22 protein-coding genes are annotated in these 25472 nt (G+C 42.4%); 17 read left to right on the plus strand and 5 right to left on the minus strand.

Annotated features, from left to right (window positions below):
• Positions 1–104 precede the first annotated feature (104 nt).
• Positions 105–521: a DUF5606 domain-containing protein gene (locus F8N35_RS08410; protein ID WP_293051262.1), complete on the plus strand. Its 417-nt coding sequence runs from the start codon at positions 105–107 to the stop codon at positions 519–521.
• A 76-nt stretch (positions 522–597) separates the two neighbouring features.
• Here F8N35_RS08410 and F8N35_RS08415 read toward each other — a convergent pair whose 3' ends face one another.
• The 5 genes from F8N35_RS08415 to F8N35_RS08435 form a co-directional block, all read right to left on the minus strand.
• The gene (locus tag F8N35_RS08415) at positions 598–1932 is read right to left on the minus strand and encodes a polysaccharide deacetylase family protein (RefSeq protein WP_293051265.1); all 1335 of its coding nucleotides are present in this window, start codon (positions 1930–1932) and stop codon (positions 598–600) included.
• An 86-nt stretch (positions 1933–2018) separates the two neighbouring features.
• Entirely contained in the window at positions 2019–3263 is a 1245-nt protein-coding gene (locus F8N35_RS08420) for an FtsX-like permease family protein (RefSeq protein WP_293051268.1), read from the minus strand.
• 80 nt (positions 3264–3343) lie between these two features.
• Positions 3344–4543 carry a pyridoxal phosphate-dependent aminotransferase gene (locus F8N35_RS08425; RefSeq protein WP_293051270.1) on the minus strand — a complete coding sequence of 400 codons (1200 nt, stop codon included), beginning with the start codon at positions 4541–4543 and terminating at the stop codon, positions 3344–3346.
• Between the two features lie 77 nt (positions 4544–4620).
• A complete protein-coding gene (gene smpB, locus F8N35_RS08430) occupies positions 4621–5082 on the minus strand; it encodes an SsrA-binding protein SmpB (RefSeq protein WP_293051273.1) in 462 nt (153 codons plus the stop codon).
• Between the two features lie 15 nt (positions 5083–5097).
• On the minus strand, positions 5098–5667 hold the full coding sequence (locus F8N35_RS08435) for a hypothetical protein (protein ID WP_293051276.1): 570 nt from the start codon (positions 5665–5667) through the stop codon (positions 5098–5100).
• 340 nt (positions 5668–6007) lie between these two features.
• Between F8N35_RS08435 and ahcY the strand changes: the two genes are divergently transcribed.
• From ahcY to F8N35_RS08515, 16 genes are all read left to right on the plus strand, one after another.
• Positions 6008–7429 (plus strand): adenosylhomocysteinase, encoded by a 1422-nt coding sequence (ahcY, locus tag F8N35_RS08440; RefSeq protein ID WP_293051279.1) that lies wholly within the window; start codon positions 6008–6010, stop codon positions 7427–7429.
• Positions 7430–7526: 97 nt separating this feature from the next.
• Positions 7527–8129 (plus strand): DUF4254 domain-containing protein, encoded by a 603-nt coding sequence (locus F8N35_RS08445; protein ID WP_293051282.1) that lies wholly within the window; start codon positions 7527–7529, stop codon positions 8127–8129.
• A gap of 70 nt (positions 8130–8199) precedes the next feature.
• On the plus strand, positions 8200–9219 hold the full coding sequence (locus F8N35_RS08450) for a glycosyltransferase family 9 protein (protein ID WP_293051285.1): 1020 nt from the start codon (positions 8200–8202) through the stop codon (positions 9217–9219).
• A 28-nt stretch (positions 9220–9247) separates the two neighbouring features.
• Positions 9248–10021: an AAA family ATPase gene (locus tag F8N35_RS08455; protein WP_293051288.1), complete on the plus strand. Its 774-nt coding sequence runs from the start codon at positions 9248–9250 to the stop codon at positions 10019–10021.
• Positions 10022–10077: 56 nt separating this feature from the next.
• Positions 10078–10965 (plus strand): ParB/RepB/Spo0J family partition protein, encoded by an 888-nt coding sequence (locus F8N35_RS08460; RefSeq protein WP_293051291.1) that lies wholly within the window; start codon positions 10078–10080, stop codon positions 10963–10965.
• 20 nt (positions 10966–10985) lie between these two features.
• Positions 10986–11648 (plus strand): DUF5683 domain-containing protein, encoded by a 663-nt coding sequence (locus F8N35_RS08465; RefSeq protein WP_293051294.1) that lies wholly within the window; start codon positions 10986–10988, stop codon positions 11646–11648.
• 10 nt (positions 11649–11658) lie between these two features.
• Positions 11659–12882 (plus strand): lytic transglycosylase domain-containing protein, encoded by a 1224-nt coding sequence (locus F8N35_RS08470; protein WP_293051296.1) that lies wholly within the window; start codon positions 11659–11661, stop codon positions 12880–12882.
• 66 nt (positions 12883–12948) lie between these two features.
• The gene (locus F8N35_RS08475) at positions 12949–13287 is read left to right on the plus strand and encodes a MerR family transcriptional regulator (protein ID WP_068705985.1); all 339 of its coding nucleotides are present in this window, start codon (positions 12949–12951) and stop codon (positions 13285–13287) included.
• Positions 13288–13384: 97 nt separating this feature from the next.
• Complete coding sequence (locus tag F8N35_RS08480; protein ID WP_293051301.1) at positions 13385–16192, plus strand: insulinase family protein; 2808 nt, start codon at positions 13385–13387, stop codon at positions 16190–16192.
• A gap of 195 nt (positions 16193–16387) precedes the next feature.
• A complete protein-coding gene (locus F8N35_RS08485) occupies positions 16388–17179 on the plus strand; it encodes a DUF2807 domain-containing protein (protein ID WP_293051304.1) in 792 nt (263 codons plus the stop codon).
• A 117-nt stretch (positions 17180–17296) separates the two neighbouring features.
• Positions 17297–17506, plus strand: coding sequence for a DUF2892 domain-containing protein (locus F8N35_RS08490; RefSeq protein WP_068705991.1), 210 nt, complete (start codon positions 17297–17299; stop codon positions 17504–17506).
• Positions 17507–17905: 399 nt separating this feature from the next.
• Entirely contained in the window at positions 17906–19246 is a 1341-nt protein-coding gene (locus F8N35_RS08495; RefSeq protein WP_293051308.1) for a metallophosphoesterase, read from the plus strand.
• 237 nt (positions 19247–19483) lie between these two features.
• Positions 19484–20014 (plus strand): NAD(P)H-dependent oxidoreductase subunit E, encoded by a 531-nt coding sequence (locus F8N35_RS08500; protein WP_293051311.1) that lies wholly within the window; start codon positions 19484–19486, stop codon positions 20012–20014.
• 56 nt (positions 20015–20070) lie between these two features.
• Positions 20071–23220, plus strand: a complete 3150-nt coding sequence (locus F8N35_RS08505; RefSeq protein WP_293051314.1) for an NADH-ubiquinone oxidoreductase-F iron-sulfur binding region domain-containing protein — start codon at positions 20071–20073, stop codon at positions 23218–23220.
• Between the two features lie 39 nt (positions 23221–23259).
• Positions 23260–25017, plus strand: a complete 1758-nt coding sequence (locus tag F8N35_RS08510; protein ID WP_293051317.1) for an NADH-dependent [FeFe] hydrogenase, group A6 — start codon at positions 23260–23262, stop codon at positions 25015–25017.
• A gap of 22 nt (positions 25018–25039) precedes the next feature.
• Positions 25040–25459 carry a hypothetical protein gene (locus F8N35_RS08515; protein ID WP_293051320.1) on the plus strand — a complete coding sequence of 140 codons (420 nt, stop codon included), beginning with the start codon at positions 25040–25042 and terminating at the stop codon, positions 25457–25459.
• Positions 25460–25472 lie beyond the last annotated feature (13 nt).

Raw genomic sequence — 25472 nt, forward strand, 5'->3', positions numbered from 1 at the left:
TACTATTTTTGTCGGGCTGTAAATGTTAATTATACGACAGAAATTTATCTCTGTATCAATGCTGTCGTCATATTGACATTCAATTTATTATTAAATTATTGATTATGCTTAAGAAGATTTTATCTGTATCTGGAAAACCTGGTTTGTTCAAACTGATTTCGCAAGGAAAAAATATGATGATTATCGAGTCGTTGGTCGACAAGAAAAGAGGTCCTGCTCTGGCTCATGATCGCGTGGTTTCTCTTGGTGACATCTCCATTTATACCGACAGCGATGAACTGCCGTTGAGAGCCGTATTTGCCAACATCAAGGAAAAAGAGGCCGGCAACAAAGCTTCTATCGATCCAAAAGCTGACGGAAACGCTCTACGCAGCTATTTTGGCGAAATAGTTCCCGATTTTGATAAAGATCGTGTACACACTTCGGATATTAAAAAAATCATCAGCTGGTACAACCTTTTGATCGAAAACGAACTGACTGACTTTGCAGCAGCAGAGGAAGAAAAAGCTGCCGAAGCATAATTCACCTAAGAATACGCATTAAAACGAACGCCCTGTCGGAATCCGGCAGGGCGTTCATTTTTTTTTCAATCGCAGGCTACTCTTCTTTTATGTTGCACAAAGCAGCTGCGTACTCAATCGAATGTTTATACACAGATCTCCAGCCATGCCATTTACCGGAATTACTAAGGGAGCTATTGTGCCACACACTGACGAACAATCCATCAACTGCCTTGACATTATTTATCAGACGCTGAATTAATAATTCGGCATCCATGCGCGACGACTGCATATGATAATTGAGAGTGCCGTCCATATAGGCAAATGGGTAGATAACAAGAGGAGTCACTTCATTTGCCGAAAGATCAAACCACTTAAATGGAGTGCAAACCGAAGCCCGAAAACCCGGACGACTTGCATATCCCATTGAATAATCAGCTTTAATACCGTTAGCAATTAAAGAGCGATAGGTCTGAGGCATCTTGAGCAGCAGGTAATGCTGTCGGCTTATCACTATCGGTTTACTAACAAGCTCCGAAAATCTATCTATTTCTTTCCTGATTTTCACATCATCGGAATCAGATGAAAACGAGGGATGAATTCCAACTTCACCATGATGCTCAAGCTTTTGCATTAGTCGTTTGACATGACGACTATCACATGCAAGTGCCCTCTCATATTTCCCTTTTTTCAAGGCACATAGCACAAAATAACAAGCCTTAAATCCGAATTGTTGCTGGAGAGCAAACTGAAATCCGTAAGTATCGTATTGATCTTTACGATAGCGTATCATTATCAGAAACCGATTTTTAGCCTCCCTGAAGTGACTTTTAATCAGGCTTTTCAGCAAGCCTCCAAAATTAACCGCAAAATTCCGGTGAAGGTAGGCATAAGGTTGGTCTATATCGTACGTTGGCAAGAAATCAAATTCACGTTTCGGAAATTCAACAGTCGGATAGCGTTTTTGCAATTCGGACAACAATTCCTTTGCCCAAAGGTTAACCAAAGGTTGTTCGAGAAAATTCTCCTTTACTGCAAGCGCATTTTTAGGTGAATAACGACCGAATTTATCAGTCGAATGCGGAAGATACTCCTCATAACGTGTTATCAGATAAAACGAAGCGGCAAAAAGGTCGAAAGGGAAAGAAGAAAGCTCTGATTTCGTTCCAAAAAAGACAGGCATTCCATTGTATTGAAAAACAGCAGTATTCTGTTCATGCAAGCCATCCTCCAACAATAACGGATGCTGAGCCACAAACAGCTCATCACCCAACGCAGAAGTTCCGTAAGACATTTTCAAGGCAAGACTGGATCGGAAGTGATCCGCTGAATCCGTCAGGACACAATCCAGCAAAAGATAATCGTGAAAGATATAATCCGTGATATAACGGATTCGGGAAGTTATCTGCGAAGTGTATATCAATATCTCCATTATGATCTGCCTGTTAATGTTATTATCAAGAACAGACAAATTTAAAGACAAATATTGATTAATGCAAGGCGTCCGCCGCAGGATTGTTATTCATAACGGATAGCTGCTGCCGGATTAATTTTTGTGATAAGATAAGACGGTGCGACCAGAATAAATGTCGACAAGAGAAAAACGCCAACATTGAGTGCAATTATCGACGGGATGTTAAGCAAAATAGGCACCGAAGATACATAATAGTTGGTCGCATCGAGAGGAATAAGGCCGGTGTATTTCTGAATCAGGCAGAAGCTTAGCCCAATTAAATTACCCAACAACATTCCTTTGCCGATAAGGAAACAGGAATGATAAAGAAAGATTTTACGAATCATCCAGTTTGTTGAGCCCAAAGCTTTAAGAATTCCGATCATGTTTGTACGTTCCAGAATCAGAATCAACAACCCGGATATCATCACAAAACCGGAGACTGCCATCATCAGACCTAAAATCACCCATACGTTCATGTCAAACAGGCCTAACCAGGCAAACAATTGCGGATTTATATCCTTGATTGTCTGCGAATAGTAAGGTGCTCCATTTTCATCAAAACGATTGGCTACTTTCGTATACACCCGATCGCCAACACTGTCAAGCTGATTGAAATCATCGATCGTAATTTCCATGCCGCTCACCTCGCGGGGCTGCCATTCATTAAGGCGTTGCACAGCTTTAATGTCGGCCAGAATAAAGAGTTTGTCGTATTGCCCGAAATTGGTCGAATATATACCCGAAACCACAAATTTCTTTGCCTTGATTCGATCCTGGATAAAATAGGCAATGAAACTATCGTGTGTTTTCAGATGCATCATATCGGCAATCTTCTTCGAGATTACCACCTGATTGGATGGCGCAGTGTCGGTAGTAGCAAGAGGTTTTCCCTCCACCATATTCTGCGTAAAGAACTTCCAGTCAAATTGCCGGTCGACGCCCTTGAATACCACGCCCTGAAAATCGTCCTCTGTTTTTATGATGCCCGCTTTCGTTACGAACTTTTGTATATGCTTTACACCCCGAATACCCTTCAGCGCATTTTCCATCGAGTCGGAAATCAGCAAGGGGCGCATCTCATAGGTCGAATTATTATCAAATCGTGTGATCTGAATATGCGAACCGAAACCGACCACTTTATTCCTAACCTCTTGTTTAAAACCCAAAACAATAGCTACCGTGATGATCATAACTGCAAGACCGATGGCAATACCCCACATGGCAATGCGCACCGCCGGTTTTGATACCCGCAGCTTATTATCACTTCCGAAATGTATGCGTTTTGCTATAAAAAAAGGTAAGTTCACAATCACTATTTTTTGAATAAGGCCGCCACTGAGAGTAACGACCTTATTACAATTATTAATTGTTAATTCCTAATTATCAATTACATTGTTCTTCCCGGATAAGCTTCGAGTGCTTTTCTGAGGACAAACAGCGCTTTTGCCAGTTCATCTTTTTGCAGGACATACGCCAAACGAACCTCGTTACGACCTACTCCTTTGTTGGTATAAAATCCCGAAGCAGGAGCCATCATCACGGTTTGTCCCTCGTATTCGAAAGTTGACAGCAACCATTCGCAAAATTTATCCGAATCGTCGATTGGCAAACGAGCAACAGTATAAAATGCCCCCATCGGAATCGGAGAGTAGACGCCCGGGATACGGTTGAGTTCGTCAATCATATACTTACGACGCTCCACATATTCATTGTAAACGTCGAGCATATATTCATCCGAAGCATCCATCGAAGCTTCTGCAATAATCTGCCCGATAAGAGGAGGACTCAAACGTGCCTGACAGAATTTCATGGCGCTCTTTTTCACCTCTTCGTTTTTGGTCACCAATGCGCCCACGCGAATTCCACATTCACTATATCTCTTTGATACAGAATCAATAAGAACAACATTATTTTCAATTCCCTTCAAATGGAACGCAGAAATATACGGAGCTCCGGTATAACAAAACTCACGGTACACCTCGTCGGAAAAGAGGAAGAGGTCGTGCTTCTTGACAATATCGCGAATATGATTGAGTTCTTTCTGAGTGTAGAGGTAACCGGTCGGATTATTCGGATTGCAGATCATAATCCCTTTGGTACGGGGAGTTATCAGTTCCTCAAATTGCTCTACCGGAGGAAGACAAAAGCCTTCGTCAATTGAAGAAACAACGGGACGAACGATTGCTCCGCTACCGATTGCAAAAGCGGTATAGTTGGCATAGGCAGGTTCCGGCACAATAATTTCATCATCAGGGTCGAGACAAGAAAGGAATGCAATATTCACAGCTTCCGATCCACCGGTCGTGATAATAATATCTTCTACCGAAACATTAATTTTATATTTCGCGTAATATTTCACCAGCTTTTCACGAAGACTTCTGAGCCCGTCGCTGGGAGAATATTCAAAAATTTTCAAGTCGATGTCCTTCAACGCATCAAGCGCGACTTGGGGTGTAGGCAAATCGGGCTGGCCGATATTGAGATGATACACCTTGATACCGCGAGCTTTAGCTTTATCTGCCAAAGGCACCAGTTTACGTATTGGCGATTGAGGCATTGCGAAGCCCCGTCCTGAAATTTTTGGCATAAGTGATGTAGTTCAAAGTTTCAAATTCCAAGTTACAAGATTCCGGGATCTTATCCTTTATATCTAAGAATGGTATATTAAATCGATTTTTTAGACGCCCTGTCCATCTGACGTTTATCTTCTTTCTCTTTCAGAGTCTGCCGCTTATCATAACTCTTTTTCCCTCTGGCCACAGCAATTTCGAGCTTTGCCAGTCCTTTTTCATTGACAAACAGCTTGGTTGGAATAATGGTAAATCCGGTTTCTTTGGTCGCTCGCACCAATTTCGCCAGCTCTCTTTTTGTCAGGAGCAATTTTCGTTCTCTGCGAGCTTCATGGTTGGCAAAAGTTCCAAAAGAATATTCTGCAATATGCATATTCTTCACCCACAATTCATTGTTGATGAAAATGCAATAAGAATCGGACAAACCAGCCTTTCCTTCACGAATTGCCTTAATTTCAGTGCCAAACAATTGAATGCCTGCCACGAAAAAATCAGTCAGCTCGTAGTCGAAAAATGCGCGCCTGTTTTTTACCGAAATATTGGAAGCTTTATGCATAAATGTAGCGAACTATTACTGGAGATTGGGAGTCATACCTCTAAGCAAACCATAAACCACCACGGGCACAATCATCATGAAGAATGTCATTCCGATTACAAAAACACCTCTTTCTTCAACTTTAAGGCTGAAAACAGATTCTGCCGCTACCCAAAGTAAAAATGCCGTGTATAAATAGAAAATCCAGAGGAAGAAAAAACTGGGCATAACAGCCGTTGCTATGAATAGCAGAAATACGATCACCAGACCGTATCCAATCACTATAGAAGATTGTTCTTTTGTCGGTGTAATGTTATATCTTTTCTGCATCAGAATCTTCAAAATATACTGCAAAAGATAAAATGACGCCAACAAAGAACCAAAATAAACCAAGCCATGTACAATCAAGACATGAATGGGGTAGGCCGGGTGACGATGAAAAATCGCCTCCTGAATTATTTTCAAAACAGATGCCACTCCCATCAAAGGATAGCAAAACTGCTTCAAAATCTGCTTATTAGTAAAACCTTCCCTCATAAACTGAGGCCATGCGACTTCCGGTTTTGCCAGTAATAAAATGATCTTTTTGATAATTTCCTTATACATAATTACTCATCCTATTTTATCCGTGCAAAAGTAGGACTTTCGCGTTAAATAGCCAAATTCAAATTTTGCAAAAAAGAACCCGTCATTCGGCTTCAACTTGCAAAAATACCCAAAACGCCCTCCCTACTTTCAAAAATAAAACATATCTTTGTCAGCAATTAAGAGAAAACATGCAGATTAATCGCATTCTTCATAGAATCAACATACTATGAAGATGCTTTATTGTGTTAATAAGCAATGACACTGCATACATCTTATAAGAGGCTGTGAAAGAAATACGGCAACAAACCGCAACTCAAAAAACGGCTCTCTGTTTCAAAAATAAACCAATTAATATTGAATGATACAGGAACAATTATTTTCGGGACTTCCATACAAAGTTGCCGACATATCGCTGGCTGATTTCGGCCGCAAAGAAATAATTCTTGCAGAAAAAGAAATGCCCGGTTTGATGGCATTACGTGAGAAATACGGAAAGGAAAAACCGCTGAAAGGTGCACGCATCATGGGTTCACTCCACATGACCATCCAAACAGCTGTTTTGATTGAAACACTGGCGGAACTGGGTGCTGAAGTACGCTGGGCAAGCTGCAACATTTATTCCACACAGGATCATGCCGCCGCCGCTATTGCTGCTGCCGGAATTCCGGTTTTTGCCTGGAAAGGCGAAACTTTGGCCGAATACTGGTGGTGCACGCTGCAAGCTCTCGTGTTTGAAGGCAACAAAGGCCCCAATGTAATTGTGGACGATGGTGGTGATGCTACCATGATGATTCACGTTGGGAATGACGCAGAAAAAGATGCTTCGGTTCTCGACAAAGCTGCCGGTGGCGAAGACGAACGCGAACTCTACGCAATATTAAAAGAGGTGCTGAAAAAAGACGCTTCTCTCTGGACACGCATGATTCCTGAAATCCGTGGTGTATCGGAAGAAACGACTACAGGCGTTCATCGTTTGTATCAAATGCTGGAAGAAGGCAAACTTCTGTTCCCTGCATTCAACGTAAACGACTCTGTAACAAAATCGAAATTCGATAACCTTTACGGTTGCCGCGAATCGTTGGCCGACGGTATCAAACGTGCCACCGACATCATGCTGGCCGGCAAAGTGGTTGTGGTTTGCGGTTATGGCGACGTGGGCAAAGGATGTGCACACTCTATGCGCACTTACGGAGCCCGTGTGTTGGTAACCGAAATCGATCCGATTTGTGCTTTACAAGCTGCCATGGAAGGTTTTGAAGTAACTACCGTTGAAGATGCTTTGGTCGAAGGTGACATTTACGTGACCACTACCGGCAACCGCGATATTATCCGCATCGAGCACATCGAAAAGATGAAGAACGCTGCTATCATCTGCAACATCGGTCACTTCGACAACGAAATTCAGGTGGATAAATTAAAAACATTCCCCGGCATCAAACACGAGAATATCAAACCTCAGGTGGATAAATATATCTTTCCTGACGGTCACTTTATACTATTATTGGCCGATGGCCGTTTAGTAAATCTGGGTTGTGCCACCGGACACCCTTCCTTTGTAATGAGTAATTCGTTTACCAACCAGACATTGGCACAAATAGAACTATTCACCAACAAATATGAAGTGAATGTATACCGTTTGCCTAAAAAACTCGACGAAGAAGTTGCCCGCCTGCATCTCGAAAAAATCGGCGTTAAACTGACTCGCCTGACGCCCGAACAAGCAAGCTACATCGGAGTTTCGCAAGACGGACCATTCAAACCGGAGCACTACAGATATTAATCAAGTAATAATGAACAATTAATAATGAAGAATGGATTTTGAGCTACCACAAAGTGTCGGCGTTCATTCTAAATTATTAATTATTAATTCGCAACCTATGTTCAGTCAACTTTGCAACCCCATATTCAAAGCTGCTATTGACCAATACCATCTTACGGATAATGTAGATACACCTATTAAAAATCCGTATGAACTGAAGACGATTGAATACTATCTTTTTTTGAAAAACTGGATCGATACGGTACAGTGGCATCTCGAAGATATTATCCGTAACCCGGAAATTGATCCGGCCGAGGCTCTGTTACTTAAACGCCGCATCGACAAGTCAAATCAGGATCGTACTGACCTTGTAGAGTTGATCGACAGCTATTTTCTGGACAAATACAAAAATGTGCCCCAATTGGACGGCGCAACTATCAACACCGAAAGTCCGGCTTGGGCTATTGACCGGTTATCTATTCTGGCGTTGAAGATTTATCATATGCAACAGGAAGTTGACAGAAAAGAAGCTTCCGACAGCCATCGAGCCGAATGTAATAAGAAGCTGGAAATTCTGCTCGAACAACAAGTAGATCTTTCTTCTGCCATTGACCAGTTATTGAGCGATATTGAAGCAGGTCGCAAATGGATGAAGGTGTACAAGCAAATGAAAATGTATAACGACCCGGCATTAAATCCGGTGTTGTACGCTAAGCAATAATAAGTTGCAGATTACGACAATTATATCAGGAGCAGTTCCTGTCTAACCAGAATCAAAAAGCAAGAGATACGTGAATATATTAATTACACGCTTATCTGCATTGGGTGATGTAGCCATGATGATCCCTGTGGTCAGCTCTATCGCTCAACGATATCCGGAACATAACTTCACGGTGGTTTCTATGCCATTGGTTGCACCTTTATTTAAAGGACTTCCTAATGTAGATTTTGTCGCTTTTGAAAAAAGGACATCGCACAAAGGTGTTAAAGGAATTCTTAAGCTCTTCCGTCAGTTGAACAAACTACGGAAATATGATTGCATGGTAGATTTGCACGATGTATTGAGAACGAAAATCCTACGTTCGCTCTTTCGTGTTGTTGGAACGAAGGTTTCCATTATCGACAAAGGAAGAGCAGAAAAAAAAGATCTTGTAGATAAAAGTTTTCAACAATCAACGCAATTGACATCATCGGTAGACCGTTACCGGGCTGTTTTTGCTTCCATGGGTCTGACCATTGGCACTGTAAATGACAGCCTTCCTTTTGTAGCATTGACATCCGGAGAGAAACTCGTTGAAACTTTCGGAGAAAAGCAAGGCAAATGGATTGGCATTGCCCCGTTTTCCCAGCATATAGGCAAACAATTACCGCTCAATAAGATTGAAACTGTAATTGATTATTTTTGCCAGGAACCTGAAACGACGGTTTTTTTATTCGGTGCCGGGAATCAGGAAAAACAATTAATTGAAGACTGGATAACTAAATATCCAAAAGCCAGATCCGTAGTTGGCAAGCTGCCGTTTGACGTAGAACTGCTACTGATGAAAGAACTGGACGTAATGATGACTATGGACTCCGGCAATATGCACCTTGCATCTTTAGTCGGCACTCCGGTCGTCTCCATTTGGGGTGCCACCCACCCTTTCGCCGGATTTTATGGAATGAATCAGCCGGAATCGAATGCCGTTCAGCTGCCATTGGCTTGTCGCCCTTGTTCCATTTTCGGCAATGTTCCCTGCAAATTTGGAACGTATGAATGCTTGAATGCCATTGATCCGAAAATCATTGTGGAAAAGATGGCAAAATATTAATTGCAGTATAGTTAGAAAAATAAGATATATGGGTAAAATAATTGCTTTAGCAAATCAAAAAGGAGGGGTTGGAAAAACAACCACAGCTATCAATTTAGCTGCTTCGTTAGCCTCGCTGGGTAAAAAAGTGCTGCTTGTGGATGCAGATCCTCAGGCCAATGCATCCTCCGGCTTGGGTGTAGATGTGCGTGACGTAAAAAAGAGTATTTATGAATGTTTGGTTGAAGAAATAGAACCAAAAGAAGCAATTGTCCCTACAGAACTGAGCTCACTTTCAATCATACCTTCTCACATTGACCTGGTAGGAGCTGAAATTGAAATGCTCGAAATTGAACATCGCGAAAAAATCATGCGTCGCATGTTACAGCCTCTCAAAGATGAATATGATTATATCCTGATTGACTGTCTGCCATCACTCGGTCTGATAACAGTAAACGCATTGACAGCATCCGATGTGGTTATTATTCCTGTTCAGTGTGAATATTTTGCTCTTGAAGGTATCAGCAAACTGCTCAACACCATTAAAATTATCAAGACAAAGCTCAATCCGGATCTGGCGATCGAAGGATTCCTTCTGACCATGTACGACAATCGTCTGCGTTTAGCCAATCAGGTTTATAATGAAGTGCAAAAACATTTCGGTGATCTTGTATTCAAAGCTGTTATTCAGCGCAATGTGAAGCTTAGCGAAGCGCCTAGTCACGGTAAGCCTGTTTTATTGTACGATAAAGAATCGAAAGGAACACAAAATTACCTCGATCTGGCCAAAGAACTGATTGCCAGAGATGAAGCCGAAGACTAAAATTTCCGAAGTAACATTTTTCTATCTGTAAACCGAAAGCTTTTTTGAAAAACAATATGGTACAAAAACACGCACTCGGACGCGGTTTGGGCGCCCTGATTGATATAGAACCTGTCAGCACCGGCGGGTCTTCTTCCATTAATGAAATAGCAATTTCAAAAATACATCCGAATCCACATCAGCCACGTACCTTTTTTGACGAAGAGGCATTAGCCGAACTTTCCGCTTCGATCAAGGAAATCGGAATAATTCAACCTATCACACTTCGGGAAATCGACGAAAATAATTATCAGATCATTGCGGGCGAACGTCGTTACAGAGCCTCGAAAATGGCTGGTCTCACAACCATTCCGGCATATGTAAAGAAAGCGGAAGATGATTTGGTGATGGAAATGGCTCTTATCGAAAATCTTCAGCGTGAAGATTTGAATGCCATTGAGGTTGCTCTTACTTTCCAGCGTTTACTCGAAGAATACAAAATGACTCAGGAACGCCTGAGTGAACGGGTAGGAAAGAAACGTGCCACAATTTCGAACTACCTTCGCTTGCTTCGTTTGCCTGCCGAAATTCAGATGGGCATAAAGAACAAGCAAATTGACATGGGTCATGCTAAAGCCCTTATAACAGTTGACGATCCTGCCAAGCAGATTTCTATTTACGAACAAATTCTTGCGAACCACTTATCTGTAAGAAAAGTGGAAGAGCTTGTAAGAGGAAATGAAGAAAGTGCAAGTGCAACTCCTACAACAGACACAACCGTTGCTCCGAAAGAAAGAGTAATTACACCGGTTGAGCACACATTGATTCAGAATCGTTTGACAGAATGCCTGAAATCGAAAGTGCAGTTTACATGCAATGACAAAGGGAAAGGCAAAATTACTATTTCATTTGCCTCCGATATGGAACTTGAACGATTGATGGAGCTTTTTGACAAACTGAATTGAAAGAATAAAACAGCGATAAATTGAGACATCTACTGCTCATACTGTTAGCGTGCATAGTAACGACAAATGCAAAAGCTCTTTCCGTTAATGACTCAACAAAGGTGGCAAGAGACACAATCGCTTTTTCCCTGCATGAGAAAAAGACAGCTCTGAAAACACCTGCCGATTCATTAACGCACAAGGCCATTTTCAAACCGAATCCATCCAGAGCCGTTTGGTTGGGTGCCATTGTGCCGGGATTAGGCCAGATCTATAACAAAAAATACTGGAAGCTCCCGTTGATATACGGAGGTTTTGCCGGCCTTATTTATGCAATTTCCTGGAATGGCAGGATGTATAATGATTACAAGAATGCCTATCTGGATATTACCGATAACAACCCGAACACGACCAGTTATCTGCACTTTCTAACGCCGGATCAGCAAAAGTCTTACGATACAACCTGGTTGACAAGTGCACTAAAAACCAGAGTAAGTTCTTTTCGCCGTTACCGCGATTTAAGTGTAATATGTGCTATCGGATTATACGCGCTTTCAATGGTAGATGCCTATGTGGATGCACAATTATCCGATTTCGATGTCTCTCCGGATTTATCGATGAAAATAGCTCCCACAATAATGAATAATAGTTATCAGAACGGTCTGAATGCTTCTCTGGGCATGAAACTAAAGTTTAATTTTTAAAATCAACGGAATGCGTTTTTTGTTCAACTGTTTAGTTATTACACTCTTGACCACACTGCCGTTAAGTTCTTACGCTGCTGAAGCAGAAAAGAATGTAAACGACTCTGTATCAAAAGAGATAAAAAAGCAGCTTGAACCGCTTGTTATGCCCGAAGGTTACGACATGAGTTTTAACGGACTCCTCAACCAATGGTATGAACGAAAAAACATTAACACCACATTCATCGATGATAAAGTTGACCCTTATGTCTCTGATTCCATAATTATTGATCGGTTATCGAAGTTGCCGGCTATCATGGAACTTCCCTTTAACGAGCATATACGGAAGTGCATTGATTTCTATACCATTCAAAAACGTAAGCAGGTATCTTACATGTTGGCAATGGGACAATATTACATGCCGATATTTGAAGATCAGCTACTTGCCAACAAACTCCCCGACGAACTCAAATACCTGCCCATCATAGAGTCGGCTCTCAACCCCACAGCTTATTCCCGCGCCGGAGCTGGAGGTTTGTGGCAATTGATGGTGTCAACCGGACGAATTTACGGTCTACAAATCAACAGCCTGATTGATGAAAGAATGGATCCGTACAAGTCTTCCATCGCGGCTGCCAAATATCTTAAAGATCTGTTCCGTGTTTACGGAGACTGGAATCTTGTGATTGCTGCTTACAACTGTGGACCCGGCAATGTAAACAAAGCAATCCGCCGTTCGGGAGGAAAACGTGATTACTGGCAGATTTATCCTTATTTGCCCAATGAAACGAGGAACTACGTACCTATCTTCATTGCAGCCAACTATGTAATGAACTATTACAAGCAGCACAATCTCAACGTTGCTCCGGTTTGCCTACCCATGACAGATACAATCATGGTGAAAGAAAAAGTTCATCTGGTGCAGATTGCAGACCTGATGAATCTTCCTATTGCAGAACTCAGAACGCTCAATCCTCAATACCGTCAGGACATTGTGCCCGGTAATTTTCAGCCTTGTGCCATTCGGTTACCTCTGAATGAAGCGAGTTCTTTCCTGCAAAATAAGGATAAAATAGTTGCTTACAAAGCGGACGAACTCTTCACTAACCGACTATTGGTAGAACCGGCGGAAGGCGTTTATTTTGCCAAAAACTCCAAAGCCTCCAAACACTCCGTCAAAGGTTCAAAATCAAAAAAGAAAAGCAGTTCATCAAAGAGTCGTTCCGGTAAAAAATCGAAACGGAAAAAGCATTAGCCAACGTTTATCTTTCCATAACGGATTGACATTCTGCAATATTGTTGTTTTTAACACTACACGACTATGGAACGACTTTATTACTCTATCACCGAGGTTGCCGAACAATTAAATGTCAACGCCTCATTGCTACGCTTTTGGGAAAAAGAATTTCCTCAGATAAAGCCCCGCAAAAATGGCAAAGGCACTCGCTTTTACACACAAGATGACATACTGCTCATCAAACAAATCTATCATTTGGTTCGGGAGCAGAACCTCACCCTTGAAGGGGCTCGTCACCGGTTGAAAAACGACAAAGACAATGTTGCAAAAACACAGGAAGTCGTTGAACGCCTGAAAAAGATCCGTCGCGAATTGCTAAATATCCGCAAACAGCTTGTAGCTTCTGCAAAACCTCAGGAGTAACATCCAGCCCAAATACAGATTCGTCTACATAACACAAATCCTTGTAACTTTTCGAATAATCTAAACACGTCACATTCTCAAACGAAAAAATCTTAATATGAAAAAATACGTTCCATTGTTTTGCCTGTTCCTGCTTAGTTTGGTATGGAGCAATGGCTTTGCCCAGCAAAGCAGTCAGCTCCCCATTGATTCTCAGGTCAGAATCGGGCATCTTGATAACGGACTAACCTATTATATTCGACACAATGAAAAGCCTAAAGACAGGGCTGATTTTTATATCGTGCAGAAAGTCGGAGCGATCTTGGAAGAAGACTCTCAAAACGGGTTGGCACACTTCCTTGAGCACATGGCTTTTAATGGCACAAAGAATTTTCCTGACAAGCAATTAATCAACTTTCTCGAGAAAAACGGGGTGAAATTCGGAGAGAACATCAATGCCTATACCTCTCTCGATGAAACTGTCTATAACTTATCCAATGTTCCGACAACCCGTCAGGGTGTGATTGACAGTTCTCTTTTGGTCCTTCACGACTGGTCGAATTTTATTTCACTTGACGGCAAGGAAATAGACAAGGAACGTGGTGTTATTCGTGAAGAATGGAGAACTGGAGCCAACGCCGACCGTCGCATGTGGAAAGCCGGGAATTCAATTCTCTTTGCAGGATCGCAATATGCCAAGCGGGATGTCATTGGCGACACGGCTGTAATCAATCATTTTTTATACAACACACTACGCGACTACTATAAAAAATGGTACCGTCCCGATCTTCAGGCCATCATTGTTGTTGGCGATATTAACGTAGACAAGACCGAGGCGCAAATCAAAGAACTATTCAATACCATTCCAAAGCCGGTTAATCCTGCAGAGCGTATTCTGTATACGGTTCCCGACAACGATTTACCTATTGTTGCACGGATAACAGATCCGGAAGCTTCAAATATCGGCTTCATGGTTCAATTCAAACAAACACCCTTATCCGATGACGCCAAGAAGACATCCATCGGATACGTAACCGATATTGTCAATTCGTTGATAAGCAGGATGCAGAACACTCGTTTTCAGGAGATAGCGCAGAAAGCTGACGCTCCTATCGCTTATGCAGTATCGCAATATGGCGATCTGGTGAAAACCAAAGACGCATTTCTTTACTACATGGTTCCCCGTGATGGCAAGCTAAAAGACGGCATCTCGTTGTTATTTAATGAAATAGAAAAGACAAAACGATACGGTTTCAATTCGGATGAATATGAAAGAGCCAAAGCGGACATCCTGAAACAGATTGAACAGGCATACAACAACAGAGACAAGCAAAACTCTTCGTCGTACGTGCGTGAATACGTTAATAATTTCCTGAACCTTGAACCGATTCCCGGCATTGAATGGGAATACAAGACGCTACAGCTTCTGATGCCAAAACTCACGCTGGAAATGGTTAACCAACAAGTGAAAAGATACATTTCCGATAAGAACCTTCTTATTACCGAACAAGGCCCGGAAAACGAGAAGGCTAACCTTCTGGCGGAGAAAGACATTATCAGCATGTGGAATAGTGTCAAACAATCTGACATTGCTGCGAATAAAGAGGAGACTATTAATAAACCACTGGTGGCTAACCCTCCAAAACCAGGAACTATTCGCAAAATTGCACACAATAAGGCTCTTGATGCCGAAGAATGGACATTAAACAACGGTATCAAAGTGGTACTGAAACCCACAAAGCTAAAACAAGACGAAATCAGGTTACTGGGAATCGCATACGGCGGATTGTCTCTGATTGATAATACAGAAAAACTGCCATCAGCTTCAATTGCAGACAACGTTATTGCCAACAGTGGATTAGGCAATTTCTCGAAAACAGAATTAAATAAGTTGTTGTCGGGTAAAGTCGCCGGAGTTTCACCCAACATTTCCGACTATCAGGAAAGCTTTAGCGGATCATCTTCCGTAAAAGATTTTCAAGCAATGATGCAACTGCTCTATCTCTATTTTACGGCTCCGCGCAAAGACACTGACGGCTACAGCTCCTTTGTCAACAACGTGCGCACAAGCCTTATCAATGCCGCAAACGATCCGGATCAGGCATTCAGCGACACGGTCACCACTGCGCTTTATTGCAATTCGCCTCGTAAATTTCTGTTCAACTTAAAGGCTCTTGACAAAGTAAACCATGATGATGTGATGCAACTTTACAAAGAACGCTTTGCAAACCCCGCAAATTTCACTTTTTTCCTGGCCGGGAGCTTAGACTTAGAAAAAATCAAGCCTGTTATTCTCACCTATTTAGGCGGACTAAAAACATCTAAGCAACTGGAAACATGGAAAGACCGCGACATTCGTTATCCGCAAGGCACTATTAGTCTTTCCTTTGATCATGCGATGAAGACTCCCAAAGCATCAAATTTTGTGCTTTATAATGACAAAATAGATTATAACCTCAACAACTCTCTATTGGCTCAGGCTTTAGGAAGCATACTGGATATTCGTTACGTGGCCTCTATCCGAGAAGATGAAGGTGGCTCGTATGGAGTTGGTGTGAAAGGTAGTATTGGAAAAATACCTGTTCCGACTGTTTCTCTTTTCATGCAATTCGATACCGATCCTGCCAAAGAAGATAAAATGATCGGACTCATCTATAAAGAACTCGATGATATTGCAAAAGACGGTCCAAAAGAAGAAGATGTTCAGAAAGTGAAAGAAAACATGAACAAGCAACACAAAGAAAATGTGGAAGAAAACGGATGGTGGTTAAGTGCCATGAATCATTACTATTTTTCAGACATTGACTTGGTTAACAATTTCGACAAAGCAATGAACAACATCTCGGCAACGACTATAAAACAGCTTGCAAAACAACTTACAGACAAGAAAAATATTCTGCAGGTAGTAATGAAACCTAAGCAGTAAACAACTACCGAAACGACCAAAGGCCTTATCAGAAAACTGATTATCTGATAAGGCCTTTCTTTTTTTGAAAAAAAGCATCTTTTATTTGTACCTTTATCATCCAAATTGCATACTGCATACGTCTAATAAGAAAAACAAATCAAGTTACAGGTTGCTTTTGTTCTCTGTAGCGATTAACACTAAAAAGAGATAACAATGAAAACGCATTCGATGATTAGCAAAGTAAGCTTCTCTATCCTGATTGTAACAGGATTAGTAATCAGTTCGTGCACCTACATCAACCGCCAAAACGGTTCCGGAAAAGTAATCCGGGTTGAACATCCGGCCAAAGGCTTCAACAAAGTAGAAATCTCCCTTGTTTTCGATGCCGTAATTATTCCGGCTACCGACGAAAAAGTAGTAGTAGAAACAGACGATAATCTTCAGCAATATGTTCTTGTTTCTAATTCGGACAGTACATTGAATGTTCGGATGAAAGAAAATGTCAACATAGGGTCACATTCTGCCGGAACAGTTTATATCTACACCAAAGGAATCACATCTATCAACAACAGCTCTGTAGGAAAATTGACCAATGATGGCACGTTGACCGCAGACACCTTTAATTTCAGCAACAGTTCGGTTGGAAACAACGACCTGAAAATTAAGGCAAAAAAAATCATCATCAATAATAGTTCTGTTGGTAAAACCAACTTATTCCTTGACTGCAACATGTTGGCATTCACCAACAGTGCTGTAGGGAAAACACTGCTTACCGGAAATTGCGGAGATGCCCACATCGATAATTCGGGCGTTGGCAGCTTTGACGCGCAAAACTTTTCCACTCAGATACTGCATATCGTAAATAGTGCCGTTGGGAGCACTGACGTAAATGCCAGCAAAGAAATTTACATCGACAACTCGGGTGTCGGACGTTTGGATGTTTATGGAGCTTGTGTCATTAAGAAACTGGATGACAATGGAGTAAGCAAAACACACAAACATTAAACAACCTTTTTATTTATCCAAAACCCAAGAAAATACCAGTAACAATTACAAAAAGCTGATTTGTGTATTTACTTTGTATTCAGATGTCCGAAAGATATTCATTTTAAACACTTTATTATGAAAAAGAATATGGGCACGTTAGACAAAGGAATCCGGTTGGCAATCGCTTTTGTCATTGTAATACTCGACATTAACAATGTGGTCACCGGCACATTGGGGGACATTTTGCTGATAGTTGCTGTATTGTTGGTTATCACTACTTTTCTTGGATTTTGCCCACTATATCTTCCATTTGGATGGAATACCAACAAACAAAAAGAAGAGTAGACACTCTCAAACAACATATCTGATTTTCAATTAAGGCGACATTTCGTATTTTACGAATGTCGCCTTTTTTATATTTTCACCGAAGTAAGGCTCACAGAATTAACCTCATCTCATTTTCAACACACTGATAATTAGTCTTTTTACGCACTATATTTGTACAAAAAATGTACAAAAAACAACATCTAGCAGACGGTGTAAAAGCTGAATAAATGAACCCTATGGAACCACCACTTTTATCTCACCACTCCGAACATCTTCTTTGATTCCATATTGAAGGGAATAACTGCACCACAACGCCAAAGCGCAAAGGTTATATTTTAGAAAGCGAACCTTTCAATCTGAATGCTTTTCCGCATAAGAGGGGAAGGTTCAACACATTAACCTTTCAAATTCTTCGTTATGAAATCATTATTCCATGTCATATCTATCTTGTTGATCGGATTACTTACTGCTTGTCAGGACAATATGACCCTGACTTACAATAACGGATCAATCTCGTCACTCAGCAGTATAAAAATAAGCGATGGAGCAAGAATCGCCATCCTTTCGGACATTCATGTTATGCACCCATCGCTTTTGGTCAATGACGGAACTGCATTCCAAAATTATCTTGCTCAAGATCCCAAGCTTCTGGAATATAGTGCCCAAATTCTGGAAGCGACAATTAGCAAACTCATCACACAAAAACCTGACCTCGTATTAGTTGCCGGTGATCTCACGAAAGACGGAGAACTGATAAGTCACGAATTTGTTTCCAAACAGTTGCAAAGACTTGTTTCTCATGGCATAAAAGTATTGGTAACCGTTGGCAATCATGACGTAAACAACCCTGAGGCAGCAAAATTTGACGGAGACAAAGTATATCCGGCTGAAAATGTTCCGGCAGATAAAATCCGTTCCATTTATCCCAACTTCGGGTTTGCCAATTCTTTATCCAAAGACCCGAACTCGTTGAGCTATGTGAATGAACCCATTAAAGATCTATGGGTTATAGCCATTGATGCCAACGAGTATTACAACAACAAATTGAAAAGTACAATTGGTGGAATTATCAAAAACGAAACAATGGCCTGGATAAAAGAACGCATGGCCGATGCAAAACAAAAAGGAAAAACCGTTATCGGGATGATGCACCATAACCTTATCGAACATTATTACGGACAATCGGTTATCGATACCGGATACGTGGTCAATAATTCAGAAACTGTCGCTAATGAATTGATGGAAGCCGGGTTAAAAATCATCTTTACAGGTCATTATCACGCCAATGACATTACGAAACGGGAACACAACGGTAAATTTATTTATGATGTAGAAACAGGTTCCACCCTTAACTATCCATGTACGTACAGGATGCTTACAATCAAGGGACATAAATATTCGTTTTCCCCTCAAACAACAACAGATTTAATGCCTTCTGTAATGGGAATGAACTTTGATACTTATGCCAAAGCTTTTCTGTCTGCCCATCTTGATGGTTATTTTGCTTACTTACTTACAATGGCGAAAGGTGTTCCGTCATCGTATGCAACCCAATTTGCTCCCTGGTACAGAGCCGGATTTATGGCTCATTGCATGGGTGATGAATCGCCTACAAGCGATTTAGCCACTCAAACGGCAACATTAAATGCATTAGATCCTTCCGGGCAATTAAGCGGCATCCTCGGTGCATTCTGGACTGACATCAATACTCCGGACAATACCGTGACGCTAGATTTGAAAACGGGAGCTGCTTATTAACGTCCATTTTTACTCTACTAATCAACCACAAAATGGGAGCTCCGATGGGCTTCCATTTTTTATTATGAGCACTATATAAATCATTTTTGTAGAGCTAAAAAAAATGTTGATGAATGTAAAAAACGCATCCGATTATAGTATATTTGTTGTATAAAAAAACAATTGAACAATATCTACCTTGCTGATTTTCTTTGTACTTTGCCGTCGCCTCACAAACTCTCAAATAAGATAAACACCATGGAAAAAGCCGCTCCATTCATCATTGCAGAACCCGAACTCGACGCTGTTATCGGGAAGCATCTGGGAAAACCGGGAATGCTTCTGTCTGTTCTGGAAGAAGCGCAAGAGATGCATCCACAGAAATATCTTCCGGGTGAAACACTCCTATCAATTGCTCAAAAACTAAATATCGCCTATTCACAGGTATACAGCGTTGTAACCTTCTATTCGTTTTTCAATCTTATGCCTCAGGGGCGGCATTCGATCGTCGTTTGTCGGGGTACCGCCTGCCACACCAAAGGATCAAAAGCACTACTGGACGAGATTTGCCCGCTATTGGGAATACATCGTGAGGCAAATGCTTCCGAATCAAATTTCACAACATCCGATAATGAGTTTACTATTAAAACGGTAGCCTGTTTCGGACAATGTGCTCTCTCCCCCGTTATTGCTATTGATGGCATCATTCACAGCAACGTAAATTCTCAAAAGCTGGCGAAAATACTGAACAAGATTAAATCTTCAGCCAAAGCGTCAGGCGATAAATAATCGTTTGCTGAAGTTTTCTTCCTATTTGCATGTCTTTCATATTAAACCTATAAGCCATGACACCTTCTGATCTTGATAACATAAGACAAAACAACCGGCATCGCATTCTGCCCGAACAACCGATGATAATGGTCGGAATGGGAACCTGCGGCATCGGCAATGGAGCAGATTTGGTTTTCAACCGCTTGCAAAAAGCAATCGCGGACACAGGTGTTAATTGTCTGTTGAAGCAAAGCGGCTGTTTTGGTTTTTGTGCCGGAGAACCATTAGTCATGCTTTATCAACCCGACAAGCCACTTTTGGTTTACAGCAAGGTAGATGAGAAGGATGCACCACGTATTATTGACAGTTTAATAAAAGACAGAGTCTATCTCAAAAGGATTCTCTGCCGCATTGACGAATGGGATTTTCTAACATCGGAAGTGAAATTCGGTACCGGTTATACCGACATTCCGCATTGGAATGAAATTCCGTTTTTCAAAGGTCAGAAAAAAATTGTCCTTCGACATACAGGGCTTATTGACCCCGAAAAAATACTCGATTATATAGCTATCGGAGGCTATCGTGCCTTTGCCAAAGTTTTAACGACGATGCAGCCTACGGATGTCGTTGATGAAGTACTTGCATCTAAGCTTCGGGGGCGTGGAGGTGCAGGATTTCCAACAGGCACAAAATGGTCGATTATGCAAAAAGCACAAGCCGATCAAAAATACATTATATGTAATGCCGACGAAGGCGACCCTGGGGCTTATATGAATCGAAACGAAATTGAGAGCGACCCGCACATGCTGATAGAAGGGATGCTGATAGGAGCTTATGCAATGAAGGCATCCGAAGGCATCGCTTATGTGAGAGCGGAATATCCTCTTGCCGTTAAACGTCTGAAAGCAGCTATCGAGCAAGCCACTGCCATGAAACTTTTAGGCAACAACATATTAGGAACTGACTTTTCTTTCAACCTGGAAGTTGTAGAAGGAGCCGGCGCTTTTGTTTGTGGAGAAGAGACTGCCCTGATTGCTTCGATAGAAGGAAAAGCAGGCAGACCAATGCCTCGTCCGCCCTACCCTGCGCAAAAAGGACTTTACGGCAAACCCACCAATATCAACAACGTGGAGACCTGGTGTAACATACCGGTCATTATTGAGAAAGGGAGTGAATGGTTCAAACAGACAGGCACAGAGAAAAGTTCGGGCACAAAAGTATTTTCACTTGTCGGCAAAGTAAAAAATACGGGACTGGTAGAACTGCCACTTGGATCAACCATCGAACAATTCGTTTTCAACATAGGAGAAGGCACCGGTACCTCCAAACGGGTAAAAGCCGTACAAACAGGAGGTCCGTCGGGAGGTTGTATTCCATTGGAATATTTTTCAACACCTGTGGATTATGAGTCGTTAGCCAGTCTGGGTGCGATAATGGGCTCGGGAGGAATGGTTGTGATGGATCAGGACAACTGCATGGTGGATGTGGCACGCTATTTTCTGGAATTCAATTCAGCCGAATCGTGCGGCAAATGCACGCCCTGTCGTGAAGGTTTAGCACAGGCTTTGGCTATTCTCACAAAGATCACAAAAGGAGAAGGCACGCATGAAGATCTCACGCTACTGGAGCAGTTAAGCCAAACCATCAGGGACACATCCATCTGCGCGCTGGGACAAACCGCGCCGAATCCCATTTTAACAACACTGAAATACTTCCGCAACGAATATGAAGAGCACATCCGTGAAAAACGGTGTCATGCGGGAGCCTGTGAAGCGCTTTATATGGCTTTGTGCGAAAACAGTTGTCCGCTCCACATGAATATTCCCGGCTATATTGAACTGATGAAGGAAGACCGGATAGAAGATGCTTTCGAGCTCACCTTGCGCGACAATCCCATTCCGGGAACCATCGGACGGATTTGCCATTTTCATTGTCAGATGCGCTGCCGCCGCGAGATGATCGACGAGCCGGTTTCACAGGGAGAAATTCACCGTTATCTGGCCGACACAATGTACAAACTTGGAAAAGAAAATGAGATATACAAAAAACTGATCAAAGAAAAACTGCCGCCCACAGGAAAGAAAATCGCAATTATCGGAGCCGGACCCGCAGGATTGACCGCGGCCTACTATCTTGTACGGTTGGGACATTCCGTAACTATTTACGATGCTCTTTCTGAAGCCGGTGGCGTAGTTCGGTTTGGCATACCCCAATATCGTTTACCAAAATCGGTTCTTCAGAAAGAGGTTCAGTTTATCAAAAAACTGGGAGTCCAATTTATCTTTAACACCCGGCTTGGAGACAACATACAGTTATCAGACATTGAAAATGCAAACGATGCCGTTTATCTGGCAATAGGAGCCTGGAAAGACATTGACCTGAGAATTCCCGGAGAACACGCGAAAGGTGTCTTTGCCGGAACTGAAGTTCTCAAAGAGTTGGCTATGGGCAAAACGCCAAAGCTCGGGCAACACGTCGTCATCATTGGTGCAGGCAATGTTGCCATCGATGCGGCTCGAAGTATCTGGCGACTTGGCAAAGAGGTGACTGTGGTATACCGGCGCGAAAAAGAGGATATGCCGGCCAACAAAGACGAAATCATGGAGTCGGAAGCAGAACATATCACTTACCGTTTTCTGGCAGCTCCGCACGAAATTATTACCGACAAAAACGATCGGGCTAAAGCGTTGAAAGTTGAACTGATGAGTATCGGACACATTGATACTTCCGGCAGACGGAAGCCGATACCGACAGGCAAATATGAAGAGATTCCTTGCGATTCGATCATTCTTGCCGTAGGAGAACGCGTGGACACAGCCTCATTACATTCAGAGCACCTATCTACAACCAACGACGGAAGAATTATTGCCGATCAGTTCTCATTCCACACCTCGCATACGAAAGTGTATGCCGGAGGTGATGCCGTGACAGGACCTTCCACTGCTGCTGAAGCAATGGGAATGGCGAAAAAAGCCGCCGAAACCATCGACTTTGACTTAATGAACGAACGACGATTTTACAAATTATTCCGCCGGTTTGACTATCGCAATATTATACCGATGAATCCGAAACCTTCGGTAAAAAACAAACCGGTAAGGCTTTCGGTAAAAGAACGAAGCGGTAATTTCCACGAAGTTGCCTCCGGCCTCACCGGCGAACAAGCGCACAACGAAGCGAACCGTTGCCTGCGTTGCGATATTAAGTGCGAGGATGCTAAAAAATAGCTGTAAACCGGAATTTTGAAATCCTGAAATCTCACGATTATGCAAATCACGATAAACGGTCAGACAATTGACGTACAGGATGGACTAACCATCATGGATGCCTGCGCAATTGCAGGAATTGATATTCCTTCGCTTTGTTACCTGAAGGATGTCTCCGCCAATGCATCCTGTGGCATTTGCGTTGTTGAAGTAAAAGGTGCACGCACCCTGCTGAGATCCTGCATTACACAGATAACCGAAGGAATGGAAATCGTCACAAACAGCCAACGGGTAATGGATGCAAGGCGTATGAATCTGGAACTGCTGTTAGCCAACCATCCTCAGGATTGCCTGATTTGCGACCGTAATGAGAATTGCGAATTGCAACAACTGACGTTTGATCTGGGAATGCACGGTATGCGTTTTGTTCGTACGCGTAAAGAAATTTTACCGAAAGACGAAACTTCCGCGTCGTTAGTGCGTGACCCCGAGAAGTGCATTCTCTGCGGACGTTGTATCGCCGTATGCCGGGAAGTTCAATCCGTACAAGCCATTGACTTTTCAGGACGTGGATCGAAAAGCAAGGTGGCAACTTTTATGGACTTGGGACTGGGTGTAGTGGCTTGCACCAACTGTGGGCAATGTGCGCTGGTTTGCCCCACAGGAGCCATCACCGAAAAAAGTTCAATTGATGACGTATGGAAAGATTTGCACAATCCTGAGAAAATAGTTTTGGTACAAACTGCGCCCGCCATCCGGGTTGGCATTGGCGAAGCCATGGGAATGCCTTATGGCAGTCTCGTAACAGGACAAATGGTTGCCGGGCTTCGTAAACTCGGGTTTTCAAAAGTATTCGACACCAACTTTACTGCCGACCTGACCATTATTGAAGAAGGAAATGAGTTGATTAAACGAATTAAGACAGGAGGTGTACTGCCAATGATAACATCCTGTTCGCCGGGATGGATCAAATTCATCGAACACTTTTACCCAAAATCACTGGCTCACCTTTCCACCTGCAAATCACCACAACAAATGTTCGGAGCGGTAGCCAAAACATACTATGCCGAAAAAACAGGTCTCGATCCCCGGAATATTGTCGTTGTTTCGGTGATGCCCTGCACAGCCAAAAAATTTGAGGCTCGTCGTCCCGAGATGGATAGCGCGTTTCATTACTGGCAATCCCGAATGGACTTATCGCATGCCGATCATTTCTACGACGTGGATCATGTACTTACAACCCGCGAATTAGCCAGAATGTTCAATGAAACCGGCATCGAGTTCGCTCATCTGCCCGAAGAGAATTTTGACAGTCCTTTGGGTGAATCAACAGGAGCCGCCGTCATATTCGGCACAACAGGAGGCGTAATGGAAGCTGCTCTTCGAACAGCTTACGAGGTTTACACCGGAAAAACGCTTACCAACATAGATTTTAATGCCGTTCGTGGACTGAATGGCATAAAAGAAGCCGAAGTAGATCTTGACGGAACAAAAATTAAAGTAGCGGTAGCTCACACATTGAAAAACGCACGACAACTACTTGACGAGATTGAGAACGGTACCTCTACGTATACGTTTATCGAAGTGATGACGTGTCCGGGTGGATGTTTGGGCGGTGGCGGGCAACCCATCCCTACAAACACCGAAATCCGCAAAAAGCGTGCAGAATCAATTTATTATGAAGATGCTCATAAGGGAATACGAAAATCGCACGAAAACCCCGAAATTCAGCGTCTCTATAAAGAGTTTCTGCTCGAACCGTTAGGAGAAAAATCGCATCGTTTGCTACATACAAAATACGTAGAAAGAAAGATCTGACAACAGAAAACACGCTTATACAATGTGGAGAAATTTGAAAATATCTATTGCAATATTGATAAGTATTGCAGTTTTTACGGCTTGCAACCATGATGCCGACACAACCTTTAGCAAAACAATTGTATCCGGTAATACTGTGACTATTCGCTTAAAAGAGACTTTGCAGGACAAGACCGGCTACGTGAGGTTACGGATGGACGCGGTGTCGGATTCTCGTTGCCCCATCAACGCCATATGTGTATGGGCAGGAAACGGAGCCGTCACTTTTACGTTGTTTGTTAATGGAAATCCAAGTATATTGACATTGAATACAACATTAGGCCCCAAAGTTATATCTTCACAAGGGTATAAAGTAACCTTGCTCGAACTTCTTCCGTATCCCGGATCTGAGAATTATAACAATGAAAATTATTATGCCTCCGTCAGGGTTGAGAAAGAATAAAGGCATAAAGACA

Origin of the sequence: Paludibacter sp. (genome assembly GCF_009712605.1) — a bacterium.
Taxonomy (GTDB): domain Bacteria; phylum Bacteroidota; class Bacteroidia; order Bacteroidales; family Paludibacteraceae; genus Microbacter.